Raw genomic sequence first — 15,467 nt, 5'->3', positions numbered from 1 at the left:
ACTGATTCTTAATAATGTTTCTCATGACAATCAGCAGGCTATTTGATACCTAATCTCTAAAAATTTAGCATACCGCCTGCTTCCCTTACTTAAAAAATAAAAAGAGAGAAGAAAATGATGGTAAAACGAAGAATTGTTATTGCTTTAGGGGGGAATGCGATTTTGTCTGCTGACAGCTCAGCTGAGGCACAGCAGCAGGCTTTGGCCAATACAGCAAAGCACTTAGTGGACTTTATTAAAAATGGGGATGACCTTATTATCACTCATGGCAACGGACCACAAGTCGGTAATCTTTTGCTGCAGCAGAAAGCTGCAGATTCCCCTGAAAATCCAGCCATGCCTTTAGATACTTTAGTCGCCATGACTGAAGGCAGCATCAGTTACTGGCTGCAAACAGCTCTTATTAATGAATTAAATCGTCAGGAGATAGACAAAAAGGTTGCCTCACTTGTTACCGAAATTGTTGTAGATCCTAATGATCCGGCTTTTACTGCCCCATCAAAACCAATTGGTCCTTTTTTAAGCAAAGAGGAGGCAGCTGAGCAGCAAGAAAAAACAAAAGATATTTTCAAGGAAGATGCCGGCAGAGGCTGGCGTAAAGTCGTTCCCTCACCCAAACCGCTCAGCATTAAAGAAATAGCTACTATTAAACAGCTTCTTGAAGCCGGTACCATTATTATTACAGCCGGGGGCGGAGGTATACCGGTTGTTGAAGATCAGAAAACAGGGAATGTATCCGGTATTGAGGCCGTAGTGGATAAAGATTTTGCCAGCAGCTTGCTGTCTGATTTAATTGCTGCTGACATGTTTATTCTCTTGACCGGTGTAACGCATGTCTATGTTAATTTTAATACCCCCAAGCAAAAGAAACTGGAGACAGTAACAAGTGATGAACTCCAAGCTTATATAGCTGAAGGACAATTTGCCCCAGGCAGTATGCTGCCTAAAGTAGAGGCTGCCATAGCCTTTGTTGAATCACACCCGCAAGCTCAGGCCATTATCACTTCCTTAGACAATCTGACTAATATTTTGACAGGCTCAGGAACAGTCATCGTTAAAGGGAGATAGCCGACTTTGCCTGTCATTCTTTAAATTTAAGTCTGTCTTTGTTACGAGATGTCATTTTTATCTAATAAGTCCCCGTTTTTTCTGTAAAGAAAGTTTCTAAAAGGGCTAATAAACGGCCTTAATAGATCAATACCGAGAATAAACAGTTAAACTGCTTTAATAGCTAATCCCTTGATACAATTGAGGTTGCGTCTGTTTGTAAGGAAGACAAACAGTGCTTATAGGTAAAAGAAATAAAAAAAGTCTGAGAATGTTGACAAAAACCTTTAATTGAGATATAATTTTAACGCTATGTACGGAAGTTGTGCAGAGCGGTATAACGGTAATAAACATTATTTTAAAGAGGTTTATGATGAAAAAAAGCAAGCTAATAACAGCAGTGGTGTCTCTGCTACTTACGTCAGCGCTTTTAGTTGCTGGCTTTTGGCTTAAAGGCCAGCAGGTCTCAGCTGCGGCTCAGGATAATGTGATTACGTCTCTGAGTATTACTGATGAACGCGGTGCTGTTTTAGACCATGGTTTAAATCGGTATGAAAGATTTAGGATTAATGCTAATTTTAGCCTTCCCAACGGCCAAGTAAAAGCTGGTGATACAACAACTATGAATTTACCGACTAATCTGGCCTTTGGTGATTCAAAAGCATTTGAAATTCGTGACACTGACGGCAATCTTGTAGCTAATGCAGTGATTGACCCTTCCAGTAGGCAGATTGTACTGACTTACACAGATTATGTGGAGACTCACTCAGATATAACAGGATCATTCTTTTTCTATGCTTATGTCAACCATAATGTCGTGACGCAGGCAGGAACAGTACCGGTTGTGCTTGACATAGAAGGGAAAGTATTTGATGCGGGATCTGTAGAGTTTAATGGTGTCGGAGAAGCAAGGCAGACAACGATGACAAAATCGGGCTGGATCAGCTCTGACGATGTGATTCACTATCAAGTGCCCATAAACCGTGCCGGTATTGGTCTTTTGTCAGCTGTTGTGACCGACAGCTTACAGTCAGTCGGAGTCAGCTATTTACCTGAGACGCTTAAGATCCAAAAAGGAACCTGGGTAGCACAGAATGGCAGCTGGGTTTTTCAAAATGGCATTGACGTTACTAGTGATTATACAGTTAATTACACTGAAGATGGCATGGGATTCTCTATTGATTTTGGGAATATTAATCCAGAAGACGGTTATTATCTTACTTATGATGTTGTACCGTCTTATAAGCCAGCAGACGGTGAAAACTTTTTCAACAGAGCGACACTGGTAGCAAACGGGGCAGAATTAGCCCGTGTCAATTATCGGGAAACCTACAAAGAGGCCGGCGGCAGTGCAGAGGGTTATGTTTATGCCATTAATCTGCGTAAAGTATCAGCCGATGGAGCCGCTCTATCAGGAGCTATTTTCAGGATAACCCGTGACGCTAACGGTGAAGTTATTGGTGATTATGTCGCTGATTCAGAAGGGAATGTCACAATTAACGGTTTGCTAAAAGGGGATTATACAATCACAGAAGTACAGGCTCCTGCAGGTTATCAGCCTTTAACTGAGCCGATTAAGATCTCAGAAAATGATTTTGGCAGTGATAAATCTGTATCAAGGGATGTTGTTAATGAACCTATCGTAACAACGACTACTACAGAAGCAACTACTACTACAGAAGCAACCACGACAACTGCAGCGACGACGACAGAAAGCCCAACAACGACTGTAGCGTCAACCACGACAACTGCAGCGACGACGACGGAAACTCCAACAACGACTGTAGCGTCAACCACGACAACTGCAGCGACGACGACTGCGGCATCAACCACGACAGAAAGCTCAACAACAACTGCGGCGTCAACCACGACTGTTCAGTCTACAACAGAGAGTGCGACGACAACAGAAAGTCCTACGCCTACAACTTCTTCAACAGAAGAACCAACAACAAGCAGTGTGACTACGCCGACCACAACCACGACCACGACCACAACTCCAGGGGAGACAACTCCGTCTGCTGGCAGCCAAGAATCGAGCACTAGCACAACACCTGCTCCGGTTACAAGTACAAGTGCAGATAAAGGCGATAAGCGTAAGAAAAAACTGCCTAGCACAGGTGAGCAGGAAAATACAGTTATCATTTTAGCAGGTGTTACTGTACTTTCCGTAGCAGGATTGTTCTTGGTCAATCGCAAAAAGGAATCTTAAAATAAAAAAGAACAGCAGTTAAAGTATTCACTGAAAAAGAATCTGAGTTAAAAACTCGGATTCTTTTTTGGCGAGCTCAAGGCCTGTATAAAACATAATATAAGGCAGGACTGACGAATCACTAGCGCTAAATTAGATTATACTAATAGAGCAGCAGCACTAATGTTGTCAAATCTAATAGAAGCGGCTGTTATCTAAAGCATTGAATCAAATTTGGATAATATTGAGTTTAAAAGAATTCTAAAATGTCTAAGCTCGTCAAGACATTGTATCATCAGCTATCTATTATACTAAAGAGAACGCTGGATATTGAAGCAAGACAGTGTTAAAAAGATTATTTTGTTAATAATAGATTAAATTATTGAAATTTTATAATATTAATGATAGACTAATCTAGGAAGGTTAGATTGAAGGCATTCTTTTTAGAATTTTCTTTGTGAAAAGATTCGGCTCTTTAAAGCCCCCTCTTTCATGTTATACCGCCAAACTTAAGAAAACATATTAGAGAGTTTCTACTACCCTTGTCTTCAGTCTAGCCTTTTTTTAGTGAAGTGAGCCAAAAAGTGCTTCTCCCGCTTTTTATTAACTGCCAACAATAAAAGATGAAATAAAACGACTGAAAAATTAAAAAGATTGTGGGCCTATTTTATCGCCATAAGCATCTCTACTAGCAGCCGCTTTAGTATTTGAGAGTGAATCAGCAAAGGCTTGCCAAGTACAGGTGAACAAGCTGGCATGTTCTTAACAGTTATTGCTTTTGCGGTTCTTGCAGTAGCCAGCGGTTACCTATTTGTCTTAAAAAGACGCAACTAATACTGATTAAAGATAAGTCTAGGATGAAAGTCCTAGGCTTTTTGCTGATCAAAATTTTGAAAAACATTATAAGACTCTCTACTTAAAAGTTTGCTCAATTTGTGAATACAGGATAATAGATAGAGGTCAGTCCTAATCAAGAAGAGGAGAAAAAATTGCAGAGGTCAGAGACTGGTGAACAAATTATAAAAAGATGATAATGAAATCATTTTGTAAGAAGACATGGATATTTATTACTCCATTGTCACTAAGAAATAACCAGTTCTTTATTGTAATATAAAGGTTTTTACAATAAAATAAAGGCAAATACTACGAAGAAGTTGGAGCCTGTAAGAGGAGCCGGTGTTTGCTTCCTAATGAGATGAGGCCTAATTCACTTTTCTTAGCTTACCGCCAGCCGTAAACGTCTGAAAGCTTTGTCGCCTTAACAGTCGACCGCACCTTTCTAGTCGTTCTGGCAGGGGTGCGCAGACGAACTCACAGATTTCTGGTTTACTGCTTTTTGCTGAAGCTGAATATTGGCCTAAAGGGTTGGGAAAGGCTCCCTCCCTCGTGTTTTCAGTATATCGGTTGAGCTCCTGACTTTCAGTCGCTTTTTAACGGTCTTTGTATTTTGGGAAAGGAGATGATAGTATGAAAGGTTTTGGACACAAATGCAGTTATTTGGCAATTGCAGCAGGTCTAGCATTTATTTTGATAATGGGCTTTTCCAATCAGGGAATCCTGAAGGCAGAAACAGTCCATGCAGAAGAAGCAGTGGAGTTTGAGGATAGGACTGAATCAGAGGCAGCAGACACTGTTACCCAAGTTGATACTTATTACTGGCTAATGCATACTGAAAATTTATCTGGGATAGTACAAACTCTTGGTCACATGGCGATTGATGATGGCGCTGGTATGACTTATATAATAAAAGAAGAGCGGCCAACGGGTGTTTCAGAAAATATTGCTGTTCCTACCATAGATGGGAAGTGGGCTGTACCTATAAATTTAAGAACAGAACCGACTGGTGACTATGATTCAGAAGCAGCAGAAGATGCTTTGAGGCGTGCTCAAACTTTTGCTGATGCAGGAAGTCAGCTGAAGTGGGACCCTGAGAGGTGGCCGCCATTAAAAAATGTTATTGTCCACCAAGAATATACTTCACCTTACCCTATAACCTGTTCCTCTTTTGTGGGTCAGGTTCTAGCCGGCTTTGATTTTAGCCATACAACGTATGTAGAAGATGAAAATACTCTTGTCGGCGATTATGTTGACTTTGGAGCTCCGACTGACAGTTTTAGCTGGCAGGCTTGGCGCTTAGCTAAATGGCTGACCACTGAAAGCAGTCAGACAGATGTTTGGCTGAATGACCCTGATAATCCGCAGTATCAAAAAGGTGATATCCTTTTCTTTTCTAAACAGGATCCGGAGGGTAATGATACAACGGGTAAATATTATGGCAATATTTTTCATACCGCTATTTACCTTGGAGATGGAAGAATCATACATTCTCATGATAAGGAAAATGCTGAAAACTACCCGGGTGTGGTTGTAGAGGAGTTAGACAGTTATTTGCAGTCGAAACTGAGTTTTGTAGCGCGGCCTAAATATACAGACTATCAAAAGCCTACCCTTTCACCGGTGACAGCTGGAGACAGGACTGTTTCCGGCCAGGCTCAGCCGAATATCAAAGTGACTGTAGCTTTCGCTGATGGCAGCGCCGTTGAGACAGTCTCTGATAATGCTGGACATTATAGGGCAGAGGTTCCAGAAACAGTTGTCATCAATGAGAATGATGAAATAACAGTCTACAGCACTAATGCTGCACAAAACAAGTCAGAAAAAAATACTGTTCGAGCTGTTCCCAAAGCAGCTGATGATGGAAACTAAAGCAGTAAGCAGGACTGTTGTAGTAAATTGATTTTTGTTAATGTTCTTAGAAAAACCTGTTCTAAGGACTTTTTCATGTCTTTTATTCAGGAAGTGTCTGCAAAATTCAATTCATCGCTTAAAATAAGATTAAAATATATTTTCTAAAAAAAATGCTGGAATCCCTTGATTTTTCGGGGGGGGGGGGGGGGGGTATAATAGCATTAGCGATTTATTGCATTAATATAAAGTAAATTGGACTGGACCTAAACACTGTTCGGAGGAGCGACAGCGAATTCTAAGGTCTGGGTTCTCTGCCCATTCCCTAGCTTACTATCATTTTTCTTTTGTGTTCTTAATGGCCCAGAGTTATGCAAAAAGGAGTTTGGCAATGAAAAAGTTAAGTAAAATTCTCGCAAGCCTGGCTTTGGTAATCAGTGCTTTTTATGCGCTGGGGCAGGCTATTGTATCAGCTGATACAGTGCCTATTACCATCATGAATTCAAGTCTTTCAACAACCAGTGTTACCGGCAGTGAAACCACCGAAATGTCGCTTGATTTCTCGGTTCCGGATTCTGCGAAGTCCGGAGATACAACCACTATTAGCTTACCGGATGAGCTGAAATTCACACGTAATCAATCTTTCAATGTTTATGCTTCTGATGGCAGTGTTGCAGCAACAGCAGTCATTGATGCGGCCGCAAAAACTCTGATACTGACTTATACCGACTATGTCAATTCACATAGTGATGTCACAGGAACTTTAACATTTCAGGTCGGAGTAGATACGAATGTAGTCACAGAAAATACGACTATATCTACGGCGATTACAGTGGGTGGGAATCTCGTGACTATCGGCAGCGGCAGTCTTAGTTATGGTGTTGGCCAAGGTGACGGTGATTTTGATTTCTATAAATATGGTGTTATCAATTATGACACTCATGAAATCACTTATGTTTTAAATATCAATACCTCTAATTCAAGTGTTTCCAATGTAGTTCTCACTGATGAACTGCAGTCTGCCGGTTTGTCCTATGTTGATGGCAGTTTTTCCATCCATACAGGTTCTTGGTACAAGAATGCTAATAATCAGTGGAGTTTAGGCAATGGGGTTAATGTGACTGACAGCTATGCGGTCAATATTTCAGGGAATTCTTATACAGTTAATTTGGGTAACATTACGCAAGGCTTCTCAATTTCTTATAAGGTAAAAATTGGCTATGATGCTGTTAACGGCGAAAAATTCCTAAACAGTGCCACTGTCACTTCTGAGGAAAATGAGTCTACCACTGCTAATAATACTGTCACTTATCAATCAGCCAGCGGATCTGCTAACGGCTATAACTATAACCTGACCATCACTAAGCAAAATGAAGATGGGGACAGTTTGGCCGGAGCTACTTTCGAAGTCATCCGTACGGCAACAGGGGAAGTGGTAGGAACCATTACCACAGACTCCACCGGTACAGGGTCACTGTCAGGTTTGTTAAAAGATGACTATACTATTGTTGAAACATCAGCTCCCGCAGGTTATAGGCTAGCAGAAAACGTTACAGTTTCTGCATCTGATTTCGATACAACAGGAGCTGCGGTCACTGTGGTTGACCAGGCTGAGACGACAACAACGACTAGTACCACTACTACAACGACTAGCACCACGACAGAAGCTTCAACTACTACAACTGCTGCAACAACAACAGAAAGCCCAACAACGACCACAACTGTTGGTACAACAACAGAAGTTCCAGTCACTACTGAAGAAGCGATTACTACTACGGAAGCAGCTACTACCACAGCAGCATCTACCACTACTGGAGATCCAACTACTGCAGAAGGTACTTCAACCACAGAAGATGGCAGTACTACAACAGATAATGTAGAGACAACAATTAAAGAAAACCCAACAACTACAGGAGCCGGCAAAACAACGGTTTCGTCAGGCGGTCCTAATAAAAAAGGACAGTCCGGTTCTGGCAAAGGTTTACCAAGCACCGGCGAGCGGGCAGGACTTCTCTTGACAATAGTCGGTCTCATTATTATTGCTGTAGCAGGCGGATACTTCTTCATTACAAAAAAACAGGGCTGATAGCTGGTATTAATTTGTTAGGATAAGCTGGATGTTTTGTCCAGCTTTTTTCCTAGAGTTATCAAAAAGATTTGCCGACTCAAAGCAGGCTGATAACCATTTCAGCTGATGCAGATTGTTTAAACAATTATTTTATGGTTTAAGCTAGGTTTAAGGTCTGATTTATATACTATAAATATCCCCAGTAAAGCTTATCAGTTAGCTATCGTTTTCTTAGATAAGCTTTGCACCGATATCTGCTGCCTGCCCTAGCGGCAGATATCCCCCTAAAACTTTTCTTTTTCATAAATCTCCTAAAGACCAAGATTAAAAATCTTGGTCTTTTTTGTACGGCAAATAAAGCTGATTTTTAGAAAAAATCAGATCAGGAGACAGCAAAAAAGCCTTAAACATAAGGCTTTAGGCTTATCTTATCATACCCCTATATTGCGTGAGACATATGTGCATTTGTTAGATGAAACACGTGATGAATGGTTTGAGCGGGAGAAAAATAACATGGGCCAAAGGAAAAAAGCACAAAGAAAAGGCTCTATAATATCTGTAGTGGATAACTCCACTGCGGAAATTATGGCGTTTTTTTTGCTATACAAAAAAAGTCCCATATGACTTATAATGAAAAGCGACCAAACATCTCATTAGAAAGACTCATATGGAACATCTTAAGCATACCACAGAATTAATCGGAATGAAAGACCCAAACATCATCATAGAGAGTGCTGGCAAAGACGATAGGCATATTGTCATTAAAGCTAAGCTGGATTATCCACCAAAACCATGTCCTCTTTGTAACGAAGCCATGATCAAATATGATTTCCAAAAGCCATCAACCATTCCACTCCTAGAATGCCATCCCTCCTCAAACTCAAAAAGAGACGCTTCCAATGCAAATCCTGCCGTAAAGTCAGGGTCGCTCAAACGAGTCTGGTTAAGAAGAATCACCAAATCTCGCAGCCTGTCTGGCATAAACTGACCCAGCTCTTAACCCAAAACAGATCCAACACAGACATCGCAAAAACCCTACACATCTCTGTCTCTACTGTTCAAAGAAAGCTAACACAGTTCACCTTCAGGGAGGATTATTCAAGGCTCCCAGAGGTCTTGAGTTGGGATGAATTTTCTCGAAATAAGGGGAAACTCGCCTTTATAGCACAAGACTTTCAAACCAGAAAGATTATGGCCATTCTTGAAAACAACCGGCAAACTACCATCAAAAACCACTTTTACAAGTATCCAAGAAAAGTGCGGGAAACTGTTAAAGTGGTGACTGTGGACCTGTCAGGCAGCTATATCCCTATCATCAAACAGCTTTCCCAAAATGCCAAGATTGTCCTTGACCGATTTCATATTATCCAGAACTTAGGACGCGCTATGATGACCTCTAGAATAGCCTGTATGAAGACTTTTGACAAAGCCTCTTTGCCTTACCGTGCACTCAAAAATCACTGGAGACTGTTCCAGAAAGACAGCCGAAAACTCTCTGACAAAGCCTTTTACTCCCCTACCTTTAGGCAAACCCTGACACCCAGAGAAGTTGTGGAGAAAGTCCTGTCATTCTCTGACGAGCTGCGTTATGATTATGACCTCTATCAGCTCTTGCTGTTCCATTTTCAGGAAAGGAGAGTGAACGCCTTCTTTGGACTCATTGAAGAGCACATCAAGCGAGTCAATCCTGCTTTCAGATCTGTTTTCAAGACCTTCTTGAAATACAAACCTTATATTATCAACGCGCTTGAACTTCCCTATTCCAATGCCAAACTAGAGGCTAGCAATAAGCTTATCAAGGACATTAAGCGAAATGCCTTTGGTTTTAGGAATTTCAAGAACTTTAAAAACAAAATACTCATCGCTTTGAACATTCAAAAAGAGAGAACCAACCTGATTCTCTCTCGTGCTTAAATATAAGTCACCCACTACAGTTGACAAAGAGCCAAAGAAAAGCCCGAAATGACGGGCTTTTTGGCGATAATATACCATACCCCCTACAGGGCTCGAACCTGTGACCCATGGATTAAGAGTCCACTGCTCTACCAACTGAGCTAAGGAGGCAACAAAAAAGCTGTATTGGTACCGGTGGTCCACGTTTTGTATTGAACCCGCATAATTAAAGCAGGTGGGCAACGCGCTTCTCACTTAGCTGCTTCCGCGTGAAACGGCTTGCATACTGTCAGAAAGACTTTTGTTTCCCAAAAATACAAAGATTTAGTCGGTCAACACATTGATGTGGACTCGTATACCACAGCATTTACTCTATGGTTTTATCATACCATTTTTTTAAAATTTTTCAAGTCTAAATGTTTTATTTTCCGATAACTTATTTTGACAGTCGGTCAATGCGGTCTTTGTTGCTGGCTAAAGCCCGCTCATATTTACCAGTATCATTGGGAACGAAATAATTTTTGCCTTGAAGTTTATCGGGCAGATACTGCTGCTTGACCCATTTTTCAGGGTAATTATGGGGATAAAGATAATCCTTGGCATTCCCCAGTTCTTTGCTGCCGGCATAATGTCCGTCCCGCAGGTGGCGAGGAACCGGAAGAGTTCCTGATGTTCGTAAATCAGTCAGAGCTGCTTCTATAGCGGTGTAGGCCGAATTGGATTTTGGTGAAAGAGCCAAATCAATAACGACATTAGCAATGAGGATGCGGGCTTCTGGGAAACCGATACGCTGAGCCGCTTCAAGGGCTGTGACTGTATGGATTTGCGCATCGGGATTAGCCAAGCCGATATCCTCGTAGGCGATGACCGTCAGCCTGCGGACCAGACTTGGGAGGTCGCCTGCTTCAATAAGACGTGCAGCGTAGTGGAGACTTGCATTGACATCAGAGCCGCGAATAGACTTTTGCAAAGCGGATAAAATATCATAGTGCCCATCTCCGTTCTTATCCATAGTCAGATAGCTGCGCTGGAGGCTGTTTTCCAAAATATTAAGAGTGATGTGGCGGGTACCGTTTTCCTCGGGCTGTGTTGACAGAACTGCCAATTCTAAAGAATTAAAAGCTGAACGTAAATCTCCGTTGGTAGCTGCTGCGATGAAATCGAGTGCGTCATCATCTAAGCGGATATCAAAATCAAAACCGCGTTCTTTATCTGTCAACAGGTTTTGAATGGCCTGTTTGATTTCGGCATTCGTCAGTGGTTCCAATTCAAAAATCTGAACACGGGAACGAACTGCCGGAGTAACGGAAAAGAAAGGATTTTCAGTAGTTGCTCCAATCATGATAATATGGCCATTTTCCAGAAGAGGCAGCAAAAAATCCTGCTTAGTCTTATCCAAACGGTGGATTTCATCTAGGAGAAGGACCAGACCGCCGGAAAATTTTGCTTCCTCTGCGATCTCCTGCAGACGCTTTTTAGTATCTGTTGTTGCGTTAAAGGTACGGAAAGCGTATTTGCTTGTGCCGGCTATTGCTGAGGCGATAGATGTTTTTCCTATCCCTGGCGGTCCATAAAGGATCATTGACGACAGCCTGTTGGCCTCTGTCATTCGCCGGATAATTTTTCCTGAACCGACCAGATGCGTTTGGCCGATGACTTGGTCAATAGTTTTTGGACGCATACGTAAGGCGAGATTATCAGGCATTGGTTTCCTCCGATTTGTTTTCACTTTAACGAAGCAAAGTATTGAAATGGTTATCAAAATAAGCTAACATTCTTTTGGATAAAATGTCAAACCATTAGCTGCTATAACTTGAAGTCGTCTGGACCTGAATACAGAAAGCTCAATAAAACTTTTTGTGAAATCTTGTCAGTATCAACAGTTTTTTGAGTTAAGGTAAAAGCTCTATCGGCTTGATTTCCATGTTTTTCTTTGCTAAGTATGTTAAAATAATTGTAACATAAATGAGGTAAGGAATTGATTTTTAAATGGCTGACTATGGTTTTTTATCTGTTCTTGAAGAAGAAATGACGGTTAACTGTGATTATGATTTTGCCATAAACTGGGATAAGCGCCGCCATGCGGTAGAAGTCAGTTTTATTTTGCAGGCGCAAAATAAGGCAGGAATAAAAACAGTTGATGCTAAAGGGAACAGTAGCGGTGATGATATCCTTTTTGAGGACTGTGTTTTGTTTTATAATCCTCAAAAAACAGTATTTAACAAAGAAGATTATTTAGCCGCCATCCCCTATGAGCCCAAAAAAGGACTGTCGCGGGAATTCTTAGTTTTCTTTGCCCAGTTTTTAAATGATACAGCGGACAAAGGTTTAGATGCTCTTATTGATTTTCTGGAAAATCCGGAAACCCAAGAATTTTTCATTGTTTGGGACAGGCAGGCTTTTGCTGAAGGCAGAGCAGCATTGGAAGAAAAGGAGTTTTACCCTTACCCCAGATACTAATAAGAAAGAGCGGTTCCTTTTACTGGAAAAGTACCGGCCTCATATTTACTCAAAATAGAAAGGAGAAAGGCTGATTTTGATGGCGAGAGAACGAGCTGATGGCTGACGGGCCAGTCTCGGCTACGGAATCTGCTGTCAATTTGCGGCTCAATAGTATTATGAATACTTGGCAAGAATTAAACTTAGAAATTAATCGTGAGGCAGAAGAAGCAGCAGCCGATATTTTAGTAGAATCAGGCAGTCAGGGGGTTGCAATTAAAGACAGTGCTGACTATCTGGGAAAAGTTGGCAGGTATGGGGAACTGTTCCCGGAAGTCGAGCAGCTTGACAAGGTAATCATTACTGCCTATTACCCTGAAACAGCGGATATGAATCATATCAGGCAGACTGTTAATGAGCGTTTGGCTAAGTTGGCAGACTTTGGCCTGCAGACGGGCCAGTTTGTCCTGACGACTCGACTTTTAGCTGAAGAAGACTGGGCAGAAAACTGGAAGAAATATTATCAGCCGGTTCGTATCACCCATGATTTGACAATCGTACCAAGCTGGACGGACTATGAAGCTGAAGAAAGGGAAAAAGTCATTAAACTGGATCCTGGCATGGCTTTTGGGACAGGTACACACCCGACAACCAAAATGAGTCTCTTTGCCTTGGAGCAGGTGCTGCGTGGAGGGGAGACAGTTATAGACGTTGGTACCGGCTCAGGCGTGCTGTCGATTGCCAGCTCTCTTCTTGGTGCTCAGGCTGTCTTTGCCTACGATTTAGATGATACGGCAGTGCGCGTAGCCCGAGAAAATATCGCCTTAAATAAGGGGACAACAGCTATTCAGGTTGCCTCAGGAGACCTGCTGAAAGGCGTTGAGACTGCTGCTGATGTTATTGTAGCCAATATTTTGGCTGATATTTTGTTACATGTGGTTGAGGATGCATACCGTTTGGTTAAGAATGAAGGCTACCTTATTATGTCCGGTATTATCTCAGAAAAGCTCAATCTTGTGCTGGAAGCATCTGAAGATGCCGGTTTTTTCCTTGAAACCCATATGATTCAAGGAGAATGGCATACACTAATCTTTAGGAAAACAAATACTCCGGAAGGGGTCATAGGAGGGTAAATGCAGCAGTATTTTGTGAGCGGTAAGGCTGAACACTTTGTGACGATTAAAGATGAAGCCAGTATTAAGCACATGTTTTCTGTTATGCGTCTGCAGGATAATGACAAAGCAGTCTTAGTATTTGATGACAGAGTTAAGCGTCTGGCAAGAGTCTCGGATCGCTTAACACACACATTTGAAATTCTTGAAGAACTGCCTGATAATGCTGAACTGCCGGTTGATGTAACAATTGCTTCAGGATTCCTCAAAGGTGATAAGCTAGAATTTTTAGTTCAGAAGACCAGTGAGCTGGGGGTCCATACTATTTGGGGATTTCCGGCAGATTATTCAGTTGTTAAATGGGCGGGTACAAAACTTGCCAAAAAAACGGATAAGTTAAACAAAATTGCTCAGGGTGCTGCTGAGCAGAGCAAGCGCAATCGGATTCCCACCGTTAAACTTTTTGAGAAAACAACGGATTTTCTTAGCTCTTTAAGTGGTTTTGATCGGATTTTTATAGCCTATGAGGAAGCTGCTAAAGCAGGAGAAAATTCGACCCTGGCGCGTGAATTGGCTCTGCTTTCTAAAGGGTGTAAAATTCTCTTTATCTTTGGTCCGGAAGGAGGAATCAGTCCTTCAGAACTAGCTGTCTTAGAATCATATGGCGGTTTGAAGGTTGGTCTCGGTCCGCGAATCATGAGGGCTGAAACGGCACCCCTATTTGCTTTGAGCAGTGTAGCATATGTTTTTGAATTGATGCCATAAAACTGTTTATCAGAAAAGAGCACCTCTATTAAGATACAAAGCCCGTTAAAAGAGCAAAGCAAAAATGGCGGTACGTCCGAAATCTCTGTTTAGGGTGTGTTCAGTTAATCTGAAAAACAGTTGACAGAAACTGGCAAAATGGTATGCTAAAGACAAATAGAAGAGCTGGGAAGGACAAAATAATGGCAACCATCAAAGATGTCGCAAAATTAGCAGGGGTTTCCGCATCAACAGCTTCGCGGGCTCTGCACGACAGCAGCATGATTAGCGAGGCGACTAAAGAGCGGGTCCGCCAAGCTATGGCTGAATTGGATTATTCTCCTAATTATTCTGCTCGCAATTTAGTCAACAGACAGACAAATACTGTTGGAATTGTTTTACCAGTTCGTGAGAGTCAGGATTCTCTTGGCAATAACCCTTTTTTTATGCAGATTATCCAGGGGATCTCCAGTATTTGCAGTGAAAACAATTATATGGTCAGTTTGGCCAGCGGACGATCCAATGAGGAGCTGAAAAAAAATATTGAGACTTTAATACGCAGCGGAAATATCCGCAAAATTATCTTTCTATATTCCAAAAAAGGCGACCCTGTTTTTCAGTATGTCAAAAAGCAACAGAATGTGACCTGTGTTGTGGTGGGTGAGGCTTATGAAAAATCAGGCAGCAATATTCGCTATGTCGATAATAATAATATTCAGGCGGGTCAAGATGCTGGAGATTTTTTAATAGCTAAGGGCTATCGTGAAATTGTTTTTGCCTCTACAGACATGGCTGAGCTGGTTCAGGCACAGCGCTATCAGGGATATTGTCAAAGTCTTTCGGCGCTTGGTCTAAAAGAAGAAAATCTGACGCTTTCACGCGTTGATGCACAAGGCAACATCCGTCGCCTGCAGAAATTTTTAGCTGCTTATCCTAATGTTCAGGCTTTTGTAGCATGTGATGATATTATGGCCATTCGCCTGCAGCGTCTCTTTAAAGAAACTGACCGATCTGCAGCAGGCTATGCCATTATAGGTTTCAACAATTCATGGGTGGCAGAAATAGCCAGTCCTGCACTGACTTCTGTGAATATTTTTCCCTATGAATTAGGTGAAAAAGCAGCCAACCTACTGCTAAAACCGCTGAAAAAAGAAACAGAACCGGTCATCATTCCCCATCAAATTGTTGAAAGAGAATCCACACCGATAAGAGCAGAATAAGCATCCACATGCAAAGCTCTTAATCACTTAAATCCCATTCCAACAAACGAAGCTGAGACACAAAATTGTCT

General features: G+C 41.7%; 10 protein-coding genes, 1 tRNA gene, 1 other RNA gene and 1 pseudogene. 10 read left to right on the top strand and 3 right to left on the bottom strand.

Going from position 1 to position 15,467, the window contains the following annotated elements; all coding sequences use genetic code 11:
• Positions 1 to 117 precede the first annotated feature (117 nt).
• From arcC to A0O21_RS09190, 6 genes and pseudogenes are all read left to right on the top strand, one after another.
• Positions 118 to 1,068, top strand: a complete 951-nt coding sequence (gene arcC, locus A0O21_RS09210; protein WP_067065274.1) for a carbamate kinase — start codon at positions 118 to 120, stop codon at positions 1,066 to 1,068.
• A gap of 349 nt (positions 1,069 to 1,417) precedes the next feature.
• The gene (locus tag A0O21_RS09205; protein ID WP_227806870.1) at positions 1,418 to 3,256 is read left to right on the top strand and encodes an Ig-like domain-containing protein; all 1,839 of its coding nucleotides are present in this window, start codon (positions 1,418 to 1,420) and stop codon (positions 3,254 to 3,256) included.
• 708 nt (positions 3,257 to 3,964) lie between these two features.
• Complete coding sequence (locus tag A0O21_RS11180; RefSeq protein WP_082854446.1) at positions 3,965 to 4,069, top strand: LPXTG cell wall anchor domain-containing protein; 105 nt, start codon at positions 3,965 to 3,967, stop codon at positions 4,067 to 4,069.
• A gap of 633 nt (positions 4,070 to 4,702) precedes the next feature.
• Complete coding sequence (locus tag A0O21_RS09200) at positions 4,703 to 5,941, top strand: Ig-like domain-containing protein (RefSeq protein WP_067064505.1); 1,239 nt, start codon at positions 4,703 to 4,705, stop codon at positions 5,939 to 5,941.
• 370 nt (positions 5,942 to 6,311) lie between these two features.
• Positions 6,312 to 8,006 carry an LPXTG cell wall anchor domain-containing protein gene (locus tag A0O21_RS09195; RefSeq protein ID WP_067064503.1) on the top strand — a complete coding sequence of 565 codons (1,695 nt, stop codon included), beginning with the start codon at positions 6,312 to 6,314 and terminating at the stop codon, positions 8,004 to 8,006.
• A 649-nt stretch (positions 8,007 to 8,655) separates the two neighbouring features.
• A pseudogene (locus tag A0O21_RS09190) lies at positions 8,656 to 9,902 on the top strand (ISL3 family transposase).
• A gap of 77 nt (positions 9,903 to 9,979) precedes the next feature.
• Here A0O21_RS09190 and A0O21_RS09185 read toward each other — a convergent pair.
• The 3 genes from A0O21_RS09185 to A0O21_RS09175 all read right to left on the bottom strand — a co-directional run bounded on the left by A0O21_RS09185 (position 9,980) and on the right by A0O21_RS09175 (position 11,586).
• Positions 9,980 to 10,052: transfer RNA gene (locus A0O21_RS09185), tRNA-Lys, on the bottom strand.
• Positions 10,053 to 10,055: 3 nt separating this feature from the next.
• Positions 10,056 to 10,251: non-coding RNA, 6S RNA (ssrS, locus tag A0O21_RS09180), on the bottom strand.
• A gap of 66 nt (positions 10,252 to 10,317) precedes the next feature.
• Positions 10,318 to 11,586 (bottom strand): replication-associated recombination protein A, encoded by a 1,269-nt coding sequence (locus tag A0O21_RS09175; protein WP_067064501.1) that lies wholly within the window; start codon positions 11,584 to 11,586, stop codon positions 10,318 to 10,320.
• A 284-nt stretch (positions 11,587 to 11,870) separates the two neighbouring features.
• Between A0O21_RS09175 and A0O21_RS09170 the strand changes: the two genes are divergently transcribed.
• From A0O21_RS09170 to A0O21_RS09155, 4 genes are all read left to right on the top strand, one after another.
• On the top strand, positions 11,871 to 12,341 hold the full coding sequence (locus tag A0O21_RS09170) for a DUF3013 family protein (RefSeq protein WP_067064499.1): 471 nt from the start codon (positions 11,871 to 11,873) through the stop codon (positions 12,339 to 12,341).
• A 158-nt stretch (positions 12,342 to 12,499) separates the two neighbouring features.
• Positions 12,500 to 13,453 (top strand): 50S ribosomal protein L11 methyltransferase, encoded by a 954-nt coding sequence (gene prmA / locus A0O21_RS09165; RefSeq protein WP_067065273.1) that lies wholly within the window; start codon positions 12,500 to 12,502, stop codon positions 13,451 to 13,453.
• Entirely contained in the window at positions 13,454 to 14,197 is a 744-nt protein-coding gene (locus tag A0O21_RS09160; protein ID WP_067064497.1) for a 16S rRNA (uracil(1498)-N(3))-methyltransferase, read from the top strand.
• Positions 14,198 to 14,379: 182 nt separating this feature from the next.
• Positions 14,380 to 15,396 carry a LacI family DNA-binding transcriptional regulator gene (locus tag A0O21_RS09155; RefSeq protein WP_067064495.1) on the top strand — a complete coding sequence of 339 codons (1,017 nt, stop codon included), beginning with the start codon at positions 14,380 to 14,382 and terminating at the stop codon, positions 15,394 to 15,396.
• The last annotated feature ends 71 nt before the right edge of the window (positions 15,397 to 15,467 follow it).

Source organism: Streptococcus pantholopis, assembly GCF_001642085.1.
In the GTDB taxonomy this organism is placed as follows: domain Bacteria; phylum Bacillota; class Bacilli; order Lactobacillales; family Streptococcaceae; genus Streptococcus; species Streptococcus pantholopis.
Note: the sequence above shows the minus strand (reverse complement) of the source record. Positions and strands in the feature narration are given on the sequence as shown.

Bases quoted from the DNA above. Each gene is read 5' to 3' on its own strand.
- arcC (WP_067065274.1), top strand. From the start codon at position 118: ATGGTAAAACGAAGAATTGTTATTGCTTTAGGGGGGAATGCGATTTTG.
- A0O21_RS09205 (WP_227806870.1), top strand. From the start codon at position 1,418: ATGATGAAAAAAAGCAAGCTAATAACAGCAGTGGTGTCTCTGCTACTT.
- A0O21_RS09200 (WP_067064505.1), top strand. From the start codon at position 4,703: ATGAAAGGTTTTGGACACAAATGCAGTTATTTGGCAATTGCAGCAGGT.
- A0O21_RS09195 (WP_067064503.1), top strand. From the start codon at position 6,312: ATGAAAAAGTTAAGTAAAATTCTCGCAAGCCTGGCTTTGGTAATCAGT.
- A0O21_RS09175 (WP_067064501.1), bottom strand. From the start codon at position 11,586: ATGCCTGATAATCTCGCCTTACGTATGCGTCCAAAAACTATTGACCAA.
- A0O21_RS09170 (WP_067064499.1), top strand. From the start codon at position 11,871: ATGGCTGACTATGGTTTTTTATCTGTTCTTGAAGAAGAAATGACGGTT.
- prmA (WP_067065273.1), top strand. From the start codon at position 12,500: ATGAATACTTGGCAAGAATTAAACTTAGAAATTAATCGTGAGGCAGAA.
- A0O21_RS09160 (WP_067064497.1), top strand. From the start codon at position 13,454: ATGCAGCAGTATTTTGTGAGCGGTAAGGCTGAACACTTTGTGACGATT.
- A0O21_RS09155 (WP_067064495.1), top strand. From the start codon at position 14,380: ATGGCAACCATCAAAGATGTCGCAAAATTAGCAGGGGTTTCCGCATCA.